This window comes from Enterobacter sp. HK-058-C-ECC (assembly GCF_047531125.1).
Classification (GTDB): domain Bacteria; phylum Pseudomonadota; class Gammaproteobacteria; order Enterobacterales; family Enterobacteriaceae; genus Enterobacter; species Enterobacter quasiroggenkampii.
Genome location: NZ_JBLKCH010000002.1, coordinates 199,717 through 217,399, shown reverse-complemented (window position 1 = coordinate 217,399; position 17,683 = coordinate 199,717). Strand labels below are relative to the sequence as shown.

Below are 17,683 nucleotides of genomic sequence, written 5' to 3'. Positions count from 1 at the left end.
GTGGCCCACTCACATTTTAAATCGACGTACGGCGATAGCTGCGGTATTCAGGCTTCCAGAAGTTGTCGTCGATGGCCTGCTGCAGCGCGTCGGCAGAGGTTTTCACCGCCACGCCCTGCTGCTGCGCCATTTTACCCACCGCAAATGCGATAGCGCGCGACACCTTGTGAATGTCCTTCAGCTCTGGCAGAACCAGACCTTCGCCGTCGTTGACCAGCGGCGAATGGCCCGCCAGGGTCTCGCTCGCCGACATCAGCATTTCGTCGGTGATGCGGGACGCTCCGGAGGCAATCACCCCCAGACCAATGCCCGGGAAGATGTAAGAGTTGTTGCACTGGGCAATCGGATAGGTTTTATCCTTCCACACCACCGGATCGAACGGGCTGCCGGTCGCAACCAGCGCGTTACCTTCGGTCCAGGCGACGATGTCCTGCGGCGTCGCCTCCACGCGGGACGTCGGGTTAGACAGCGGCATCACGATAGGGCGCTCGCAGTGCTTGTGCATCTCGCGAATAATCTCTTCAGTGAAGAGACCGGTTTGCCCGGAAACGCCGATCAGAATATCCGGCTTCACGTTGCGCACCACGTCCAGCAGGGAAAGGACTTCGTTGTCGGTATCCCAGTTTTTCAGGTTGTCGCGTTTCTGCACCAGCTTCGTCTGGAACGGCAGAAGGTTCGGCATGCCGTCGGTCAGCAGGCCGAAACGGTCCACCATAAAGACGCGGGAGCGGGCCAGCTCTTCGCTTAAGCCTTCGCGCTGCGTCTGGGCGATAATCTGCTCGGCAATACCGCAGCCTGCGGAGCCTGCGCCAAGGAAGACGATTTTCTGGTAGCTCAGCTGGCTTCCCGCTGCACGGCTGGCGGCGATAAGCGTACCCACCGTGACGGCTGCGGTGCCCTGGATATCGTCGTTAAAGGAGCAGATCTCATCGCGATAGCGGTTCAGAAGCGGCATCGCGTTTTTCTGCGCAAAGTCTTCAAACTGCAGCAGCACGTCCGGCCAGCGGTGCTTCACGGCCTGGATGAAGTCGTCGACAAACTGATAGTACTCGTCGTCGGTAATACGCGGATGACGCCAGCCCATATAGAGCGGGTCGTTGAGCAGCTGCTGGTTGTTGGTGCCGACGTCCAGCACTACCGGCAGGGTATACGCCGGGCTGATGCCGCCGCAGGCGGTGTAGAGTGAGAGCTTACCGATTGGGATCCCCATCCCGCCAATGCCCTGGTCGCCGAGGCCGAGAATACGTTCGCCGTCGGTCACCACAATCACTTTGATGTTGTGGTTAGGCACGTTCTGCAGAATATCGTCCATGTTGTGACGGTTCTGATAAGAGATGAATACCCCGCGGGAGCGACGGTAGATCTCGGAGAAACGCTCGCAGGCGGCACCCACCGTCGGGGTGTAGATCACCGGCATCATCTCTTCAAGATGGTTTTGTACCAGGCGATAGAAGAGGGTTTCGTTGGTGTCCTGAATGTTGCGCAGGTAGATGTGTTTGTCGATTTCAGTTTTGAAACCTTGGTACTGGATCCACGCGCGCTCTGCCTGTTCTTCAATGGTTTCAACCACTTCAGGCAGTAAACCCAGCAGGTTAAAGCTGCTGCGCTCTTCCATGCTGAAGGCGCTGCCTTTGTTGAGCAGGGGGAATTCGAGTAAAACCGGTCCGGCGTATGGGATGTATAAGGAACGATGTTTTTTCAGTTTGTTGTCCATGTCACTCACTCTTTTTATGAAGATCCGTCCCTGACACTGCTGTTTGTCATCTTTCTGGCCTGTGCGATGGGGTGCGGTCCGGCGGTATTATAAAGGAGCTAAATATTAATTACCGCAACACATAAACAAAAACACCATCGGGATTACCGATGGTGTTCTGGATCTCAGTCTGGAACTTACTTGCCGGCGTGGCGTTTTCTGCCGGTGGCGTGAGTGACTTGGGTTTCGTGGTCGCCTTCAATCACCACTTTACGCTGATTAGAAAGCTTGTAGTTCAGTCCCAGAATATGGCGTGCCTGACGGTTCGATTTCATATTAACTCCTCAATCCTGTTGATAGTTTTAAGGACCAGTTTGCTTACGCAAACGAAATGTAACCCCTTAGGTTGCAGATCCAGCTTAGCAGGTTTTTACAAGGGTGCGTTTTTCCCGCTGACGACGTAGTTAATGGTCTGCTGGTAGATGTCACTGAGGATGTCATTATCTGTGGATTCCACCCACTTGGTCAGTTCCATCAAAATGTCATCTTCAGTCACAGCACCGTGCTCGGCGTGAAGACCCTGTGCAATCGCGTTAACGAGTTCAGGTTGTGCTGCTGCGGTATTTGCCGGGTAATAAGTAAACATGCTGCCTCCGTGTCGTTGTCTGTTTAATGGTACGGCTCGCAAAAAAATTAATTCATAAACAGAATGGCAAATATTTTCCCGGTTGTGGCTCAGATTCATCTTAGAAATAAAAATGACATAAGTGTATGCTTTTGTGTGGTTTTGAAATGTGGGGGTAAATCGACGTGGCGTTGAGAGAATATTATGACGGTGCCCCTGCTATCACGAAAATATAGCAGGAGCAGAGTTTACATTACCACTTCATTTCGCCGGTATTCACCTTAGCGCTTAATTCCAGCGAGCTCTCTTCAGCCAGGTTCGGATACTGTTTTTTCAGGGTGCTGATGACGCCTGCAGAATCTTTATGAACGGATAAGGCCTTTTCAAAGCGCTGGAGATAGTCACGGGTAAAATCAATCGCCCCCGTCCCGGCTGGTGGGGTGCCCAGATAGTGACCCGGGATGACGCGCTCGGGTTTGTGCGCCGCCATATTCACCAGCGTTTCCTGCCACTGCTTACGGCTTTCCGCTGTCTGGGTGTCTGCCGTCCAGACGTGAATTCCCCAGGCTACCCCGGTGCCGCCGAGGATGGTTTTCGCTGACGGGATCCACACATAGGCCGCGTAGCTGTCAGGCTGTTCGATATCGATCTTTTCTCCGTCCACCATAAACGTGGTGGAGGCGAGCACCTGCGGGACGACCAGCTCGGTTGGCGCGCCGTCTTTCATCTGCGGACCCCAGAAGGCGAGCTTGGCGTCTTTGGTAGCCTTGATGTGGTCAACCACATGCTGCGTGGCCACCACTTTGGCGTTCGGGAAGGCTTTGACCAGCGGCTGCAGGCCAAAATAGAAATCCGGATCGCCGGAGGTGATCACAATCTTGTTCAGGGTTTTACCGCTTTGACGAATTTTCTCTACCAGCGCTTCGCCATCCTTCACGCTGAACTGCGCGTCAAACAGCACCGCTTCTTTCGGGCCGGAAACCAGCGTGGAGGAGACCGCGAAAATGCCTTTCTCCTGAGGGTTATAGGTATCAATGCTCAACGGTGCGGCAAAAACAGCCGGAGTGAAAAGCGTGGAAAGCAGGGCTATGTGGGTGAATTTCATGCTGTTGTCTCTGTTGTTCAGGAATGTCTCTATTGTACGGATAATCGCATTTGCCAGAATTCCTGAAACAGGACATGCTTAGTTTCATAAATCGAGCAGATGGAGTTGATATGGATCGCGTTATTGCCGCCCAGGTTTACAACCGGATATGCGAGCTGGGAAGTTTGAGCGCGGCGGCCCGCGCGCTGGGTATTTCCCGACCAATGGTGAGCCGCTACCTTGAACAGATGGAAAAGTGGGCGGGTACGCGTCTGGTAAACCGCTCCACGCGCAAGCTGACGCTGACTGCGGCAGGGGAAAAGGTGCTGCAAAAAACGCGGACCCTCTCGCAGATCTCGCAGGAAATTGAAGGCCAGTCAGAGAAAGATCTCCCGTCAGGTACCCTGCGGGTGGCCTGCGCGCACTTTACCGCGATGCACCTGATTGCGCCGGTGCTGCCCGGTCTGCTCTCGCGTTACCCGCAGCTGCGCATCGAACTGGATGTGAACAACCATCCGGTCAGCCTGGTGGGAGAACGCATTGACGTCGCCGTGCGCATTACCGACAACCCCGAACCCGGCATGATTGCCCGGAGGCTGGGGGAGTGTCGCTCGGTGCTCTGTGCTTCGCCGGGTTATCTGGCGCAGCACGGCACGCCCGTCAGCCCTGAAGAGTTAGCCCAGCATAACTGCCTGCACTACAGCTTTTTTGCCGGGCAGTCCTGGCACTTCCTGACGCCGGAAGGCGAGAGCCTGAGCGTGGCCGTCAGCGGCAACCTGAGCGCCAGCATCTCTTCGCTGCTGATGGATGCGGCGATTAAGCACTGCGGTATCGCCATGCTGGCGGAGCGCGAAGCGCGTGCCGCGCTGGCGCAGGGAATACTGGTGCCGGTACTGGAGACGCTGGAGCCGAAACCGCTGGCCATCCATGGCATTTATCAGTCCCGGGAATACCAGCCTGCCGCGCTGCGGGTGTTCCTTGACGCGCTGGCGCACCATTTACTCAGTGACTAAGACTCGTCTGTCTTGCCCGCAAAATCCGGACAGCCTTCTATACTTAACCCTTTGTAAGCCAAAAGGAGAGCAAGAATGACTATTCATAAGCACGGTTCGGCACACTGGTCTGGCGACATTAAGCGCGGTAAAGGGACGGTTTCCACCGAGAGCGGCGTTCTCAATCAGCAGCCTTATGGTTTCAATACCCGCTTTGAGGGTGAAAAGGGGACCAACCCGGAAGAGCTGATCGGTGCGGCACATGCGGCCTGTTTTTCGATGGCGCTGTCGCTGATGCTCGGGGAAGCGGGCTATACCGCTGACTCTATTGATACCACCGCGGACGTCTCTCTGGATAAAACCGACGGCGGCTTTGCGATTACGAAGGTTGCCCTGAAAAGCAAGGTGACCGTTCCCGGCATTGCCCCTCAGCAGTTCGACGGTATTATTCAGAAAGCGAAAGCGGGCTGCCCGGTTTCGCAGCTCCTGAAAGCCGAGATTACCCTGGACTACACGCTAAATTAACTCCCTGCCGGGTTTGCGCCCGGCTATCCCTTCAGCGCGGCGGGAAACACCTCCGCCAGCCACGCAATAAACACCTTAAGACGGTGCGTCAGATGCCGGTTCTGAGGGTAAACCACATGAAACGGATAGGTGGCAGGGCGCCAGTCGCTCAGGATCGCCGTCAGCGTACCCGCCTTTAAATACGCATTTGCCGAATACTCAAACGTCTGAACGATCCCCAATCCCGCTGCGGCAGCCGCCAGATGGGCATTACTTTCGTTTACGCCGAGATAATGCGGAATATTGATTTCCAGCGTCTGGCCGTTCTCTCTGAAGCGAAACGGAAACGCCCGCCCGGTGACGGGCGAGAGGTAGCTAATGAGCTTGTGGCCGTTGCACAGCTCCTGCGGATAGGCCGGAACGCCATGGTTTTTCAGGTAACCCGGCGTCGCGCAGGTAACCATTTCGGCGTTGCCAATATGGCGGGCGATGAGGGTCGAGTCGTTCAGCGGGCCGCCGCGGATGACGCAGTCTACGTTACCGCTGATGAGATCCACCGGACGATCGGCTACACCAAGGTCGATGCGGATTTCCGGATAACGCTGCATAAAATCCGGCAGCAGGGGAATAAGCACGTCCCGAGCGGTGGAGCCGCCCACGTCAACCCGCAAATGCCCTTTAGGCGTCGCGCGGGAAACGTGAAACGCGGTGTCGATATCTTCGATATCTATCAAGACCCTGAGCGCTTTTTCATAGTAATCCGCCCCTTCCGGCGTCGCGACCACCCGGCGAGTCGTCCGGTGCAGGAGACGTATCTCAAGATGCGCCTCAAGCGCTTTCACCAGCTTGCTCAGGGTGGCAATGGGCATGTTCAGCGAGTCCGCCGCGCGGGTAAAGCTGCCGGTTTCCACCACCCGGGTAAACGCGCGCATCGCCATTAGCTGGTCCATTAGGCCCCCCTGATTATTTCTGTGTGTGAATAGTCATTTTCATTTTTGCCGGTTTTTCACTAATCCGGCAAGGGCTAAAGTTTGTCCAACGCAAACCCAACAAAAGGTAAATGACATGAACACGACTCTCTCAGGAAAAATCGCACTGGTCACCGGCGGCAGCACCGGCATCGGTCTTGCCACGGCGCAGGAGCTTGCTGCACAGGGCGCGAAGGTGTACATCACCGGACGACGTCAGGCCGAGCTGGACGCGGCGGTGGCTGAAATCGCTTCAACGGCAGTGGGCATTCGCGCTGACGTGTCAAAACTGGCGGACCTGGACGAGGTCTATGCCCGGATAGCCAAAGAAGAAGGCCGCCTCGATATTCTGTTCGCCAATGCGGGTGGCGGCGATATGCTGCCGCTGGGCGCGATAACCGAAGAGCAGTTTGACCGGATTTTTGGCACCAACGTCCGCGGGGTGCTGTTTACGGTACAGAAGGCGCTGCCGCTGCTGTCCGCCGGATCCTCGATTATTCTGACCGGCTCGACGGTGTCCATTAAGGGGACGGCAAACTTTAGCGTCTACAGCGCCAGCAAGGCCGCCGTGCGCAACTTTGCCCGCTCCTGGGCGCTGGATTTGCAGGGCCGTGGGATCCGCGTCAACGTGGTAAGCCCGGGCCCGATCAAAACCCCTGGCCTCGGCGATCTGGTGCCGGAAGAACATCGTCAGGGGCTGTACGACGCGCTGGCCGCACAGGTGCCGCTCGGCCGTTTAGGCGCGCCGGGTGAGGTGGGTAAAGCGGTGGCGTTTCTGGCCTCCGACGCGGCCAGCTTTATTAACGCCACCGAGTTGTTCGTGGACGGTGGGATGGCGCAAATTTAACCCAGACTGCGCCAGCAGCGGACATCACGGCCCTCGCGAGAGGGCTGTAACGGCTGAGGACGTTCGCACCCCTGCGCGGCCATCGGGCATCGGTCACGGAAAAAACAGCCTTCGGGCAGATGACGGTTGCCGGGAAGCTCCGTTTTGCGTAAGGCCAGCGTCTCATCCAGCGGTTCACCGGTGCGGGGAACCGAATCAAGCAGCAGACGGGTGTAAGGATGGCGCGGCTCCCCAAGCACCTGAGCGGCGCTGCCCAGCTCCACAATCTGCCCAAGGTACATCACCGCCACGCGGTCGCTCATGTGCCTGACCACCGAGACGTTATGTGAGATCAACACGTAGGTCAGATTACGCTGCTGTTGCAGGGTCACCAGCAGGTTGAGGATCTGCGCCTGCACGGAAATATCCAGCGCGCTGGTGGGTTCATCGAGCACGATGATATCCGGATCGGACGAGAGCGCCCGGGCGATGGCGATGCGCTGGCGCTGCCCGCCGGAGAAGGCGTGCGGAAGCCGGTCGAGATACTCCGGGCGAATGCCCACCTGTAGCGCCAGGTTTTCAGCCAGCTGACGGCGCTCGCGCTCGCTGCTGCGCTTTTGTATCCACACCGGCTCGGTGATAATGCGCCAGACCGGCAGGCGCGGGTCGAGCGAAGAGAGCGGATCCTGAAACACCATCTGCATGCCGCCCGCGTGGTGAGCCCGCTGGCAGGCGCCGGTGCTGGGCTTAAGCATGCCCATCAGCAGCTGGGCCAGCGTGCTTTTCCCGCAGCCGGACTCCCCGACAATGCCAAGCGTTTCTCCCCGACGGATCTCAAGGTCGAGCCCGTTGAGCGCGTGGACCTGTTCCGTCACGCGGCCCAGCCAGTTTTTACGTGCCGCAAAATTGACATGCACGCTATCCAGTTCCAGCAGTACATCAGACATGGGCTTTCTCCCGTTGTGGATACCAGCAGGCAGCCTGTTGGCCCTCTGCGCCAGTGGGCTGTAAGCGCGGCGTTTCGCTGCATTTCGTCCCGGCGGCAAAGCAGCGCTCGCGGAACGCGCATCCCTGTGGAAGCTGGCTGAGGTTGGGGACCGTGCCGGGGATGGCGGGAAGCGGGGCGCGCGGCTGGCCGTTTTCCGGCGCGCACTGCAGCAGGCCAATGGAATAGGGATGTACAGGCTGGTGGATCAGCATTTGCGTGGCACCGCTCTCGATCACGCTGCCCGCATACATCACGTACACTCTGTCGCAGAGCTGGGACACCACGGCCATATCGTGGCTGATAAACAGCACCGAGGTGCCGCTGGCCCGTGCCTTGTGCTTCAGCAGGCGCAGCACCTGGAGCTGGACGGTGACGTCCAGCGCGGTAGTCGGTTCGTCGGCGATAATCAGCTCCGGCTCACAGGAGAAGGCAAGGGCGATCATCACCCGCTGGCGCATGCCGCCGGACAGCTCAAACGGATAGCGCGCCATGACCGCTTTCGCATCCGGGATTTGCATCTCTTCCAGCAGGGTAATCGCCTTCTGCTGCGCCTCATGCCGGGAAAGCGGCTGATGCTGGCGGATCACCTCGACCATCTGTTTGCCAATCCGCCGCGTCGGGTTGAGGGCGGTCATGGGCTCCTGAAAAATCATCGCGACCTTTGCGCCGCGCCACTGGCGAAGCTGTTTCTCGGACGCCGTCAGGACGTTTTCGCCGAGTAATTTCACCTGACCATGATGAATGCGGTAGCTGCCTTCCGGCAGCAGACGCATGGCGAGCATGGCGGTCACCGATTTACCCGAACCGGATTCGCCCACCACACCGACAATTTCACCCCTGCCGATCTCCAGCGAGACGTGGTTCAGCGCGTGGACCTCGCCGCGGAAAATCGGGAAGCTCAGATGCAGGTCTTCAATCTTGAGTACCGGATCGGTCATCACTGTTTACCTCCCGATTTCGGGTCCAGCAGATCGCGGATACCGTCGCCAAACAGGTTAAAGCCCACGGCGGTTATCAAAATCGCCGCACCGGGAAACGCGCAGTACCACCACTGGTCCAGAACGTAGTTACGGCCGACGGCCACCATCGCGCCCCATTCGGCGGTCGGCTGCTGCGCCCCCAGGCCAATAAACCCCAGCGTGGCGGCCATCAGGATGGCGCTGCCGATGTCCAGCGATGCCTGCACAATCAGCGGCGGCAGGGCGTTGCGCAGGATGTGCCAGCGGATCAAATGCCAGCGGGAGGCGCCAAAGGTGCGGGCGGCCTGCACGTAGGTAAACTGGCGCACCACCAGGGTTTGGCCGCGTGCCAGGCGGACGTAAAACGGAATGCGGACAATCGCAATCGCCAGCATGGCGTTAAACAGGCTCGGCCCGAGCGCGGCGGCCAGCGCCATGGTCAGCACCAGGGAAGGTATCGAGAGCATAATGTCCATCACCCGCATGATGACGGCGTCGCCGCGCCCGCCCAGCACGCCGGACAGACAACCCAGCAGCGAACCGATGCCGCCCGCAATCACCACCACCGCCAGTCCGGCGGTAATGGACTGCTGGCTGCCCGCCAGCACGCGGCTGAACAGATCGCGGCCCACCTCGTCGGTACCAAACCAGTGCTGCGCAGACGGCGCCTGCAGGCGCGCGGTCAGATCCAGCGCGTTTGGGTCATGCGGCACGATCCACGGCGCGGCCACCATAATGAAAAGCATCACCAGCATAATGACGCCGCCAACGATCGTGAGCGGGCTTTGACGCAGCATCCAGAACAGCTTTGCCCAGTTGATGCGTTGTCTGACGGGTTTAACCGGGACGGGCGTTTCCTGCGTTAACATCATTCGGCACCTCCGCGCCCAATTCGCGGGTCAATCCACAGGTAAAGCAGATCGACCACCAGATTAACCAGCACGTAGGCCAGCGAAACAACGACGGCAAAGCCCATCACGGCAGGGAAATCGAGCGCCTGAATGGATGTCACCACCCAGGCCCCCATGCCCGGCCAGGCAAAGACGGTTTCGGTCAGCACGGCGCCGTACAGCAGGTCGCCCAGCGCCAGCCCGAGCACGGTAATCGACGGGATCATCGCATTTGGCAGGGCGTAGCGCAGGACGATATACCAGCCGGGCAGGCCGCTGGCGCGGGCGGTGCGAATGTAGTCTTCGCTAAGCTGCTCCAGCATCGCGGAACGGACCTGACGCGCCACGATGCCCAGATGCACAAACGCCAGCGTCAGCGAGGGCAAAATCAGGTGCTGCAGCGCATTGAAAAAGACCTCTCCGTTACCTTCCAGCAGGGCATCCAGCAGATAAAAGCCGGTGACGTGGGCAGGCGGGTCGAGCCAGTCGTCCAGCCTGCCGCCGCCCGGCAGGATCTGCAGGTGCCCGTAGAACAGGACAATGACGCCCAGCCCAAGCCAGAAGGCCGGGGTGGAGATCCCGGTCATCGCCATTAAACGCACCAGGTGATCCAGCCAGCGGTTGCGGTAGACCGCTGACAAAATTCCCAGCGGCACGCCGATGACCAGCGCCAGCAGCAAGGAACAAAAGGCCAGCTCCAGCGTGGCGGGGAAAAAAGCCTTCAGGTCTTCCGCAACCGGACGGCCGGTCCGGATGGAGGTGCCTAAATCACCGTGGGCCAGGGCGTCCACGTAACGGCCAAACTGAACATACAGCGGCTGATCCAGTCCCAGCTGCTGGCGAATGTTCTGCACGATATCGTCGCTGGCGCGGTCGCCGGCCAGCAGACGGGCCGGATCGCCGGGGATCAGGTGCGAAATAATAAAAGTGATAATACAGACACCGGCCACCACAAGGAGTAACCCCCAGCAGCGCTGGCGCACGATGCTCCAGAACGTCATACACTTTCCCCCGGCGAAACGGTTACTTGCTCATGGTGACGATGTTAAACACCTGCTCGAGCATTGGATTAAAGGTGAAGCCTTTGACCTCTTTGTTCATCGCCAGCTGGTAGTTCTTCTGGAACAGATAAACGTAGGCCGCTTCGTCGATAACCACTTTCTGCGCCTGCTGGTAATCTTTGGTGCGTTCCGCCTGGTCGGTGGTTTTCAGCGCGGCCTGCAGCAGGGAATCGACCTCTTTGTTCTCATAGAACGAGCGGTTGCCCGGCAGCCCTTTTTTGTCCGATTCGAACCAGTAGTTCATGAACATGTACGGGTCGGCAAAGTCCGGACTCCAGTTGCCGATGGCAATGTCGTAATCGCCTTTGCCGACGCGGTCGCGCATGGTGGCATTGGCCAGTTTTTCCAGCTTGACGTTAATGCCGATCTTGCCAAGGCTGGCCTGGGTTGAGAGCGCGATAGGCTCCCAGTTCGGATCGTTGTCAGAGTAGAGGAAGGTCAGGCTGGCGGGCTTGTCTTTAACCTTCTCCAGGGCCGCTTTGGCTTTGGCCTCGTCGAGGCTGTACTGCATTGCCGAGGCGTCAAATCCCCACATGCCTTCCGGGATCGGGCCGCGCATCTGCTTGCCGTTGCCGCTCAGAATGCCTTTCACCATCCCCTGATAGTCCGTCGCCCACGAGACCGCGCGGCGTAAATCGACCTGATTGAGCGGCGCTTTGCTGTTGTTGAGGTAGAGGTAAGTGACGCGCAGAGACGGGTATTCGGCGACGGCGACTTTCCCTTCCTGCTTCAGGGCCGACAGCTGATCGACCGGCAGGGAGTCGGCAATGTCCAGATCGCCGCGGGAAAGCTGCAGGCGGCGCGACGCGCTCTCACCGATAATTTTCACCGAGACGCGCTTGAAGTGCGGCTTGTCGCCCGACCAGTGCGGGTTTGGCACCAGCACCAGCTGCTGGCCTTTCTGCCAGCTCTTCAGCATAAACGGCCCGGAGCCGGCAGTGTTTTGCGCCAGATAGTCGCGCGCGTCGTCCGCAGCATTGGCCTTCAGCACCGTCGGGTTAATGATGGAGGCGCCGTCGTTCGCCAGGGTGTAGAGGAAAGGCGCGAACGGCTGGCTGAGGGTGAACTTCACCGTATGGTCATCAACGGCATCAATTTTCAGATCTTTTGGGAAGGCTTCAGACGGCCCCTGGCTGAGCTTCAGCAGGCGTTCAAAGGAGAGTTTGACCGCCTCGGCGGTGACCGGCGTGCCGTCGGAGAATTTGGCGTTATCCGCCAGGGTGAAGGTCCACTCTTTCTGGTCGTCGGAGGCTTTCCAGCCCGTCGACAGATCGCCTTCCACCTCGGTTGAGCCTGGCTTGTACTTGACCAGACGCTGGTAGGACGGATAGGTGACGGTCCAGTCGTTGTTATCAATGGTGATGGCCGGATCGAGCGTTTGCGGATCGGCGGCTTTACCGATGACCAGCATGTCTTTCGGGACGGCAGCCAGTGCCAGCGGTGCACTCAGGGCCAGCGTGGCGGCAATGAAGGTCGAGAGAAGCGATGTTTTCATGGCAGTGCTCCAGGTTTAAAGAGGGGTGTGCGTCAGGGGAAAACAGGCAAAACGGTCATCAAGCAGCGGGTAGCTGGCGGCGTTCGGCAGTTCGAAGTGCCACCATTCGCTGCCGATCCCGACAAAACCGCCGCCGAACATGATGGCGTTCAACAGCAGACGGTTGCGCTGGGCGTGGGGCGGCACGGAAGGGTGATACGGATGCGAGCGGTCATGCATTTCGTCAAAACCGGCGCCCATATCCAGCACGGCGTTATGCTCGTCCATCAGGGTCACGTCGATGGCCGTGCCGCGACTGTGGTTGGAGCCAATCGCCACGTCGACAACATATTCCGGGTTCGGGCAAGCCTCCCACAGCTGGGCCTGCGCCTGCTGTGGCCGATAGGCGTCGTAGACTACCAGCTTCAGTCCGGCCAGCGTGGCAATGCTGATGGCTTTTGCCAGCGCGGTGGCCGCGTCGGTATGCAGCAGGCACTGCGCCTCCTGGTAAATCGGGCGGCCGGTAATATTGTCGGCGGTGGCGTACTTCAGATCGATATGCAGCGTGGGGAACGTCTTCGCCACATCAATCAGTTCACTCTCTACGGGCATAGCTCCGCTCCTTTAGCGTTCGAATTGACCAAACTCTTGTTGTAATTGTCGGTTTACTGCCAGGCGCGCCGGGAGCGCATCACCCAGCGCTTCCACCACACCCGACAGCAGCAGGTTGAACAGACAGCTCACAGGGGCAAGTGAATCCCAGAAATGACCGGTATCGGTTTTCACCTGCAGTAAATTAATCGGATAATCCCGCGCCCACGGGCACCAGATATCGGTGATTAAGGCCAGCGGAATGCCTTTCTCGCTCGCGACGCGGCAGTACTGTCGGGCCATCGTGGAGTAGGTACGCGTATCGGTCAGCACGACATAAGGGTGCGCAAACCCGGAGTTCAGGGATTCCACCCAGCTGCCGGATGCCCCTTCGGAGTAGCTCACCCGCGGGCGGAGGTATTCAAGGTGGCTGAAGAAGGCGTTGGCGATCCCGCGCGTGGACTGGATCCCCAGCACAAAGACCGCGTCCGCGTGGGCCAGATGGTGCACCACCTGACGAAAAGCGTCCGTTTGCGCCAGCTGATACACCTGCGTAATGGCGTCCACTTCCAGCGACAGGGCGTGCTGAAGGCGGTTGGGCAGGGGGCGCTGCTGCTGCCAGGAGTCGAGGCGCTCGTTCATGCCCCAGGGCTGGTAAGGATCGCGCAGGCTCTTTTTGGCATCCTCCAGGTTGCGATACCCCAGCTTGCGCAGAAAGCGTCCGACGGTGATCCCGCTGGTCCCGCTCGCCAGCCCGACGCTCTCCGCCGTTTCAAACGGGATTTGCGCGGCGTGCGCCAGCAGCCAGCTCCCGACCCGCTTCTCGCTGGGGGTCAGCTGGCTGAAAGTCGCTTCGATACGGCTCAACATCTCAGGTTTCGTCGTCATACCGCCTCGCTGTTAACAGGCTGTCAATGGCCGAAATTGTGTTACCTGATTAACAATGCATGACGCGTGCCATGTTCACAGGCGGGCGAAAACCCGCTGCGCAGTAAACTTCATGCAATATTTGGTTAACCGATGATCAACATTTGTGCAGCGTAGTTCACTTTTGGTGCACTGGCTGCCCTAGCAGGGATGAATTTGGTGAATACGTCAGCCTGTTCACATTTTTGATAAGATAGAAGCACTGAGAACATAAAAGGGATCCCTCATGGCGAATTTGCCCTGGCGAGTCAGCGTGCGCCTGATCGCGCTTGCAAAGAAAACAGGAATGGTCGTGGGGATCGTCCTGGTCGTCCTGCTGGCGGTGCGGGTGTATCTCTCGCAGCAGGGGCCGGAACTGCACCTGTGGCACACCTGGCGGGCAGATGAGATGTCCGTTCGCGAGCTGGATAACGCCGATTTTGCCGGGTACCTCGCCCGGGAAAAGGCGATTTTCACCGATCTGGATAACGCGGTGACGGCGAAAACAGCGGGCGAGGAACAAACCCCGTTAAACCGCTATTACCGCCAGAGCCTGGTGTGGCCCGGTCAGTTTGCCCCCGATGCCAACCGCTCCTTTGTGCTGATGCCAATCGGCAAGCCCCGCGGCGCGGTGGTGCTGCTGCACGGGCTGACGGATTCGCCATACAGTGTCAGGCGCCTTGCCGTGAACTATCAGCAGCACGGCTTTGTGGCCGTGGTCCCGCGTCTTCCCGGACACGGCACCGCGCCCGGTGCGCTGACGGACGTGGACTGGGAAATGTGGCTGGCGGCCACGCGCCTTGCCGTACGGGAAGCCACGCGCCTGGCGGGTGATGCGGTGCCTCTGCATCTGGTGGGCTACTCCAACGGCGGGGCGCTGGCGATGAAATATGCCCTCGATGCGCTGGACGCGCCTGCACTGCGTAAACCGCAGCAGGTGATCCTGCTCTCGCCGATGATTGGCGTGACGGCCTTTGCGCGGTTCGCCGGTTTCGCCGGGCTACCGGCGCTGCTGCCGCCGTTTGCCAAAGCGGCCTGGCTGAATATCGCCCCGGAATATAATCCGTATAAATACAATTCGTTCCCGGTGAACGCCGCCCGCCAGTCGTGGCTGCTGACGAAGGCCCTGCAGGAGCAGATTGGCCGCGCGGCGCGGGAAAACAGGCTGGCGAATTTGCCGCCGGTGCTGGCGTTCCAGTCGGTGATGGACTCCACGGTCAGTACCCGCGCGGTGGTCAGCGGCCTGTTTGACCAGCTTCCGGCAAACGGCAGCGAGCTGGTGATGTTCGATATCAACCAGGCGGCGAGCTTCCGTCCGCTCTTCAAACCGTCGTCCTGGACGGCCACCACGGCGCTGCTGCCGGTAGCGCAGAGACGTTACGGTGTCACGATTATCACCAATGCCAGCGAGCACAGTTTCTCGACGGTGGCGAAAATAACCCCGGCAGGCAGAACGCAGGAGACGGTGGTGCCGCTTGCCCAGTCCTGGCCGCAGGATGTCTATTCCCTGTCGCACGTTGCGGTGCCGTTCCCGCCGGATGACGATCTCTATGGTCGCGAACCTGGGGTGAAAAACCGCTACGGTATCAGCCTGGGGACGATTGCGCTCTGGGGAGAAACGTCCGTATTAAGCGTCGGAAAAGAGGCGCTGATGCGGGTCACCTCGAACCCGTTTTACGACTTTATGCAGGAGAGGATTAACAGCCGGATCGGGGACGAGAAAAAGTAACGTTCCCCTGTAGCGTGAATATGTTAGGTCGCATTGATTAAGTATGTTACATAGTAGCTTCAAGGCACCTCTTTTTCTCATTGGAACCCCTTTTTGTGCTGACGACTCTGATCTACCGAAGCCAGTTGAATTTATCCCGCCCGTCCACCGAACTGCGGGAGCTGGTGGAGCGCGCCAGGGGCCGCAACACAAAACTGGCTATTACCGGCGTCCTCCTGGCTAATGGGAATGAGGTTCTGCAGGTCCTCGAAGGGTCGGAAGAGAGTGTGGTCAAACTTTTCCATACCATCCGTGAGGACAAGCGGCACAGTGGGGTGGTAGAACTGCTGCGGGACTATGGTCCGCGCAGACGCTTCGAAAACGTCGGCATGCTGCTGTTCGATCTGCAAACGCAGTCGCCGAAAGAGGTGCTGCAGTCGGTGCTGCGCTACAGCAAGCTGGACAGCTATCTGACCTCCGACGATCGGGTGTTCAAATTTATTCAGACCTTTATAACCGGTAAACGTCCGGTCCCGTTGGGGGCACGCTACACCGCGGACAAATGGACGCTCTCGACCGAAACGCTACCCTTTGGCGAACACCTGGGCCTGATTGCCGGGCAAACCTGCCAGTTTGCGTTGCAGCCTATTGTCGAGCCCTCGGAAGGGAAGATCAGCTCCCTTGAGGCGCTTATCCGCGGCAACGACGGCGGCAGCCCGGAGCATTTCTTCAGCATTGTCGATCCCGACAACATCTACGAAGTCGATCTCCAGACAAAAGCCTATGCCTTTGCGCTGGCTGAAAAGCTGGGCATTGGCAGCCATAAAATCGCGGTAAACCTGCTGCCCATGTCGCTGGTGAATGTCCCTGGCGCAGTGGAATTTCTGGTCGATCAGATTAAAAAACATGGCCTTCAGCCCGAGCAGGTGGTCATTGAAGTCACTGAAAACGAGATGATCTCCGGGTTCAACCAGTTTAACAGTGCCATCAAGCAGCTTCGCGGTGAGGGGATTGGCCTGGCGATCGATGATTTTGGCTCGGGCTATGCCGGACTTTCGCTGCTGACCCGGTTCCAGCCGGATAAAATTAAAATCGACCGGGAAATTGTCAGCAATATCCACCTGAGCGGCCCGAAACAGGCAATTGTGCGCTCCATCATCAGCTGCTGCTCCGATCTTGAAATTACCCTGGTGGCGGAAGGTATCGAGAAAATTGAGGAGTGGTGCTGGCTCGAATCTGCCGGGATCCGCCGCTTTCAGGGATTCCTGTTTGCCCGGCCGCAACTGAATGGCGTCGGCGATATCCACTGGCCGCATCTGGTGCGTTAAGTCAAATTTCCCTCCCGTTATTTCCCCTTAGCCCGGCCTGTGCTTAAATAGCTAAAACGGTTTAACATAGTTTAGCTACGAGGATCACATGAAGAAAATCTGGGTACTTGGCGATGCGGTAGTGGATTTGCTGCCCGATGGAGAAGGTCGATTACTGCAGTGTCCCGGTGGCGCGCCGGCGAACGTCGCGGTCGGTATTGCCAGGCTGGGCGGCCAGAGCGCCTTTATCGGCAGGGTTGGCGACGATCCTTTCGGGCGCTTTATGACGAAAACGCTCGCTGACGAGTGGGTTGACGTGACGTGGATGCGCCTTGACCCGGCGCACCGCACCTCAACGGTGGTGGTCGATTTGGACGACCACGGCGAGCGATCGTTTACCTTCATGGTGCGCCCGAGCGCCGATCTGTTTCTCGAACCCGCCGACCTGCCGTCGTTCAGCGCCGGGGAGTGGCTGCACGTCTGCTCCATCGCCTTAAGCGCCGAGCCGAGCCGTACTGCGACATTTCAGGCGATGGACGCCATCCGGGAGGCGGGCGGTTACGTCAGTTTCGACCCCAATATTCGCCCGGATCTCTGGCCGTATGAGAACGAACTTCACCGCTGTCTTGAACAGGCGCTGCAAAGCGCTGACGTGGTGAAACTCTCGGTAGAAGAGCTGGCCTTTTTCACCGGCAGCGCGGCGGTGAACGCTGGTCTGGAGGTGCTGATGCAGCGCTGCCCGGCGCGTCTGGTGCTGGTTACGCAGGGTAAAGAGGGGGTGATCGCCTGGCATGAAGGCACTGTGAAACACTATCCGGCAACGCCTGTGCAGTGCGTTGATACGACCGGTGCGGGCGACGCCTTTGTGGCGGGGCTGCTCTACGGTCTGGCTGACGGTCAGGCGCTGCCTGCGGTTATCGCGCTCGCCCAGCGCTGCGGCGCGCTGGCCACCACCGCCAAAGGGGCGATGACCGCGTTGCCCTGGCAGCATGACCTGTAATTTCTCCTCTCCTGGCCGCCATCCGGCGGCCTGAATTGTCGCCTCGATCACACTTACTAAATCGGTTTAGCAAAAAAGATTGCCGATCCAAAATTCACAGGTTTAGT

General features: G+C 58.9%; 18 protein-coding genes. 6 read left to right on the top strand and 12 right to left on the bottom strand.

Annotated elements, in window-relative coordinates; translation table 11 throughout:
• Positions 1–16 precede the first annotated feature (16 nt).
• From ACMWJS_RS05095 to ACMWJS_RS05080, 4 genes are all read right to left on the bottom strand, one after another.
• Positions 17–1,714, bottom strand: coding sequence for an NAD-dependent malic enzyme (locus tag ACMWJS_RS05095; protein ID WP_414746737.1), 1,698 nt, complete (start codon positions 1,712–1,714; stop codon positions 17–19).
• A 176-nt stretch (positions 1,715–1,890) separates the two neighbouring features.
• A complete protein-coding gene (gene sra, locus ACMWJS_RS05090; protein WP_008501714.1) occupies positions 1,891–2,028 on the bottom strand; it encodes a stationary-phase-induced ribosome-associated protein in 138 nt (45 codons plus the stop codon).
• A gap of 95 nt (positions 2,029–2,123) precedes the next feature.
• Positions 2,124–2,339, bottom strand: coding sequence for a biofilm-dependent modulation protein (gene bdm, locus ACMWJS_RS05085; RefSeq protein ID WP_414746736.1), 216 nt, complete (start codon positions 2,337–2,339; stop codon positions 2,124–2,126).
• A gap of 232 nt (positions 2,340–2,571) precedes the next feature.
• On the bottom strand, positions 2,572–3,423 hold the full coding sequence (locus ACMWJS_RS05080; RefSeq protein ID WP_048223329.1) for a Vmh family MBL fold metallo-hydrolase: 852 nt from the start codon (positions 3,421–3,423) through the stop codon (positions 2,572–2,574).
• A 110-nt stretch (positions 3,424–3,533) separates the two neighbouring features.
• On the opposite strand from ACMWJS_RS05080, the gene ACMWJS_RS05075 reads away from it, so the two are divergent.
• Positions 3,534–4,415 carry a LysR family transcriptional regulator gene (locus ACMWJS_RS05075; RefSeq protein ID WP_414746735.1) on the top strand — a complete coding sequence of 294 codons (882 nt, stop codon included), beginning with the start codon at positions 3,534–3,536 and terminating at the stop codon, positions 4,413–4,415.
• 75 nt (positions 4,416–4,490) lie between these two features.
• Positions 4,491–4,919 carry an OsmC family protein gene (locus ACMWJS_RS05070; protein ID WP_069719180.1) on the top strand — a complete coding sequence of 143 codons (429 nt, stop codon included), beginning with the start codon at positions 4,491–4,493 and terminating at the stop codon, positions 4,917–4,919.
• Between the two features lie 23 nt (positions 4,920–4,942).
• On the opposite strand, the gene ACMWJS_RS05065 is transcribed toward ACMWJS_RS05070, so the two are convergent.
• Positions 4,943–5,848 (bottom strand): LysR family transcriptional regulator, encoded by a 906-nt coding sequence (locus tag ACMWJS_RS05065; RefSeq protein WP_414746734.1) that lies wholly within the window; start codon positions 5,846–5,848, stop codon positions 4,943–4,945.
• Positions 5,849–5,963: 115 nt separating this feature from the next.
• On the opposite strand from ACMWJS_RS05065, the gene ACMWJS_RS05060 reads away from it, so the two are divergent.
• Positions 5,964–6,713: an SDR family NAD(P)-dependent oxidoreductase gene (locus ACMWJS_RS05060; RefSeq protein WP_008501706.1), complete on the top strand. Its 750-nt coding sequence runs from the start codon at positions 5,964–5,966 to the stop codon at positions 6,711–6,713.
• Here ACMWJS_RS05060 and ACMWJS_RS05055 read toward each other — a convergent pair.
• Genes ACMWJS_RS05055 through ACMWJS_RS05025 form a run of 7 tightly spaced genes read right to left on the bottom strand, consistent with a single transcriptional unit; the run spans position 6,710 to position 13,543 of the window.
• A complete protein-coding gene (locus ACMWJS_RS05055; RefSeq protein ID WP_414746733.1) occupies positions 6,710–7,639 on the bottom strand; it encodes an oligopeptide/dipeptide ABC transporter ATP-binding protein in 930 nt (309 codons plus the stop codon). The genes ACMWJS_RS05060 and ACMWJS_RS05055 overlap by 4 nt on opposite strands.
• Positions 7,632–8,618: an ABC transporter ATP-binding protein gene (locus tag ACMWJS_RS05050; RefSeq protein ID WP_414746732.1), complete on the bottom strand. Its 987-nt coding sequence runs from the start codon at positions 8,616–8,618 to the stop codon at positions 7,632–7,634. Before ACMWJS_RS05050 ends, ACMWJS_RS05055 begins: the two co-directional genes overlap by 8 nt.
• On the bottom strand, positions 8,618–9,511 hold the full coding sequence (gene ddpC, locus ACMWJS_RS05045) for a D,D-dipeptide ABC transporter permease (RefSeq protein ID WP_045908776.1): 894 nt from the start codon (positions 9,509–9,511) through the stop codon (positions 8,618–8,620). Before ddpC ends, ACMWJS_RS05050 begins: the two co-directional genes overlap by 1 nt.
• A complete protein-coding gene (locus tag ACMWJS_RS05040) occupies positions 9,508–10,530 on the bottom strand; it encodes an ABC transporter permease (protein ID WP_023327529.1) in 1,023 nt (340 codons plus the stop codon). Before ACMWJS_RS05040 ends, ddpC begins: the two co-directional genes overlap by 4 nt.
• Before the next feature lie 22 nt (positions 10,531–10,552).
• Entirely contained in the window at positions 10,553–12,085 is a 1,533-nt protein-coding gene (locus ACMWJS_RS05035) for an ABC transporter substrate-binding protein (RefSeq protein WP_414746731.1), read from the bottom strand.
• Between the two features lie 15 nt (positions 12,086–12,100).
• On the bottom strand, positions 12,101–12,676 hold the full coding sequence (ddpX, locus tag ACMWJS_RS05030; protein WP_045415823.1) for a D-alanyl-D-alanine dipeptidase: 576 nt from the start codon (positions 12,674–12,676) through the stop codon (positions 12,101–12,103).
• A gap of 12 nt (positions 12,677–12,688) precedes the next feature.
• Entirely contained in the window at positions 12,689–13,543 is an 855-nt protein-coding gene (locus ACMWJS_RS05025; protein ID WP_414746730.1) for a MurR/RpiR family transcriptional regulator, read from the bottom strand.
• A gap of 265 nt (positions 13,544–13,808) precedes the next feature.
• Between ACMWJS_RS05025 and ACMWJS_RS05020 the strand changes: the two genes are divergently transcribed.
• From ACMWJS_RS05020 to ACMWJS_RS05010, 3 genes are all read left to right on the top strand, one after another.
• The gene (locus ACMWJS_RS05020; RefSeq protein ID WP_414746729.1) at positions 13,809–15,290 is read left to right on the top strand and encodes an alpha/beta hydrolase; all 1,482 of its coding nucleotides are present in this window, start codon (positions 13,809–13,811) and stop codon (positions 15,288–15,290) included.
• Positions 15,291–15,385: 95 nt separating this feature from the next.
• Complete coding sequence (locus tag ACMWJS_RS05015; protein ID WP_414746728.1) at positions 15,386–16,597, top strand: diguanylate phosphodiesterase; 1,212 nt, start codon at positions 15,386–15,388, stop codon at positions 16,595–16,597.
• Between the two features lie 88 nt (positions 16,598–16,685).
• A complete protein-coding gene (locus tag ACMWJS_RS05010; protein WP_414746727.1) occupies positions 16,686–17,576 on the top strand; it encodes an aminoimidazole riboside kinase in 891 nt (296 codons plus the stop codon).
• The last annotated feature ends 107 nt before the right edge of the window (positions 17,577–17,683 follow it).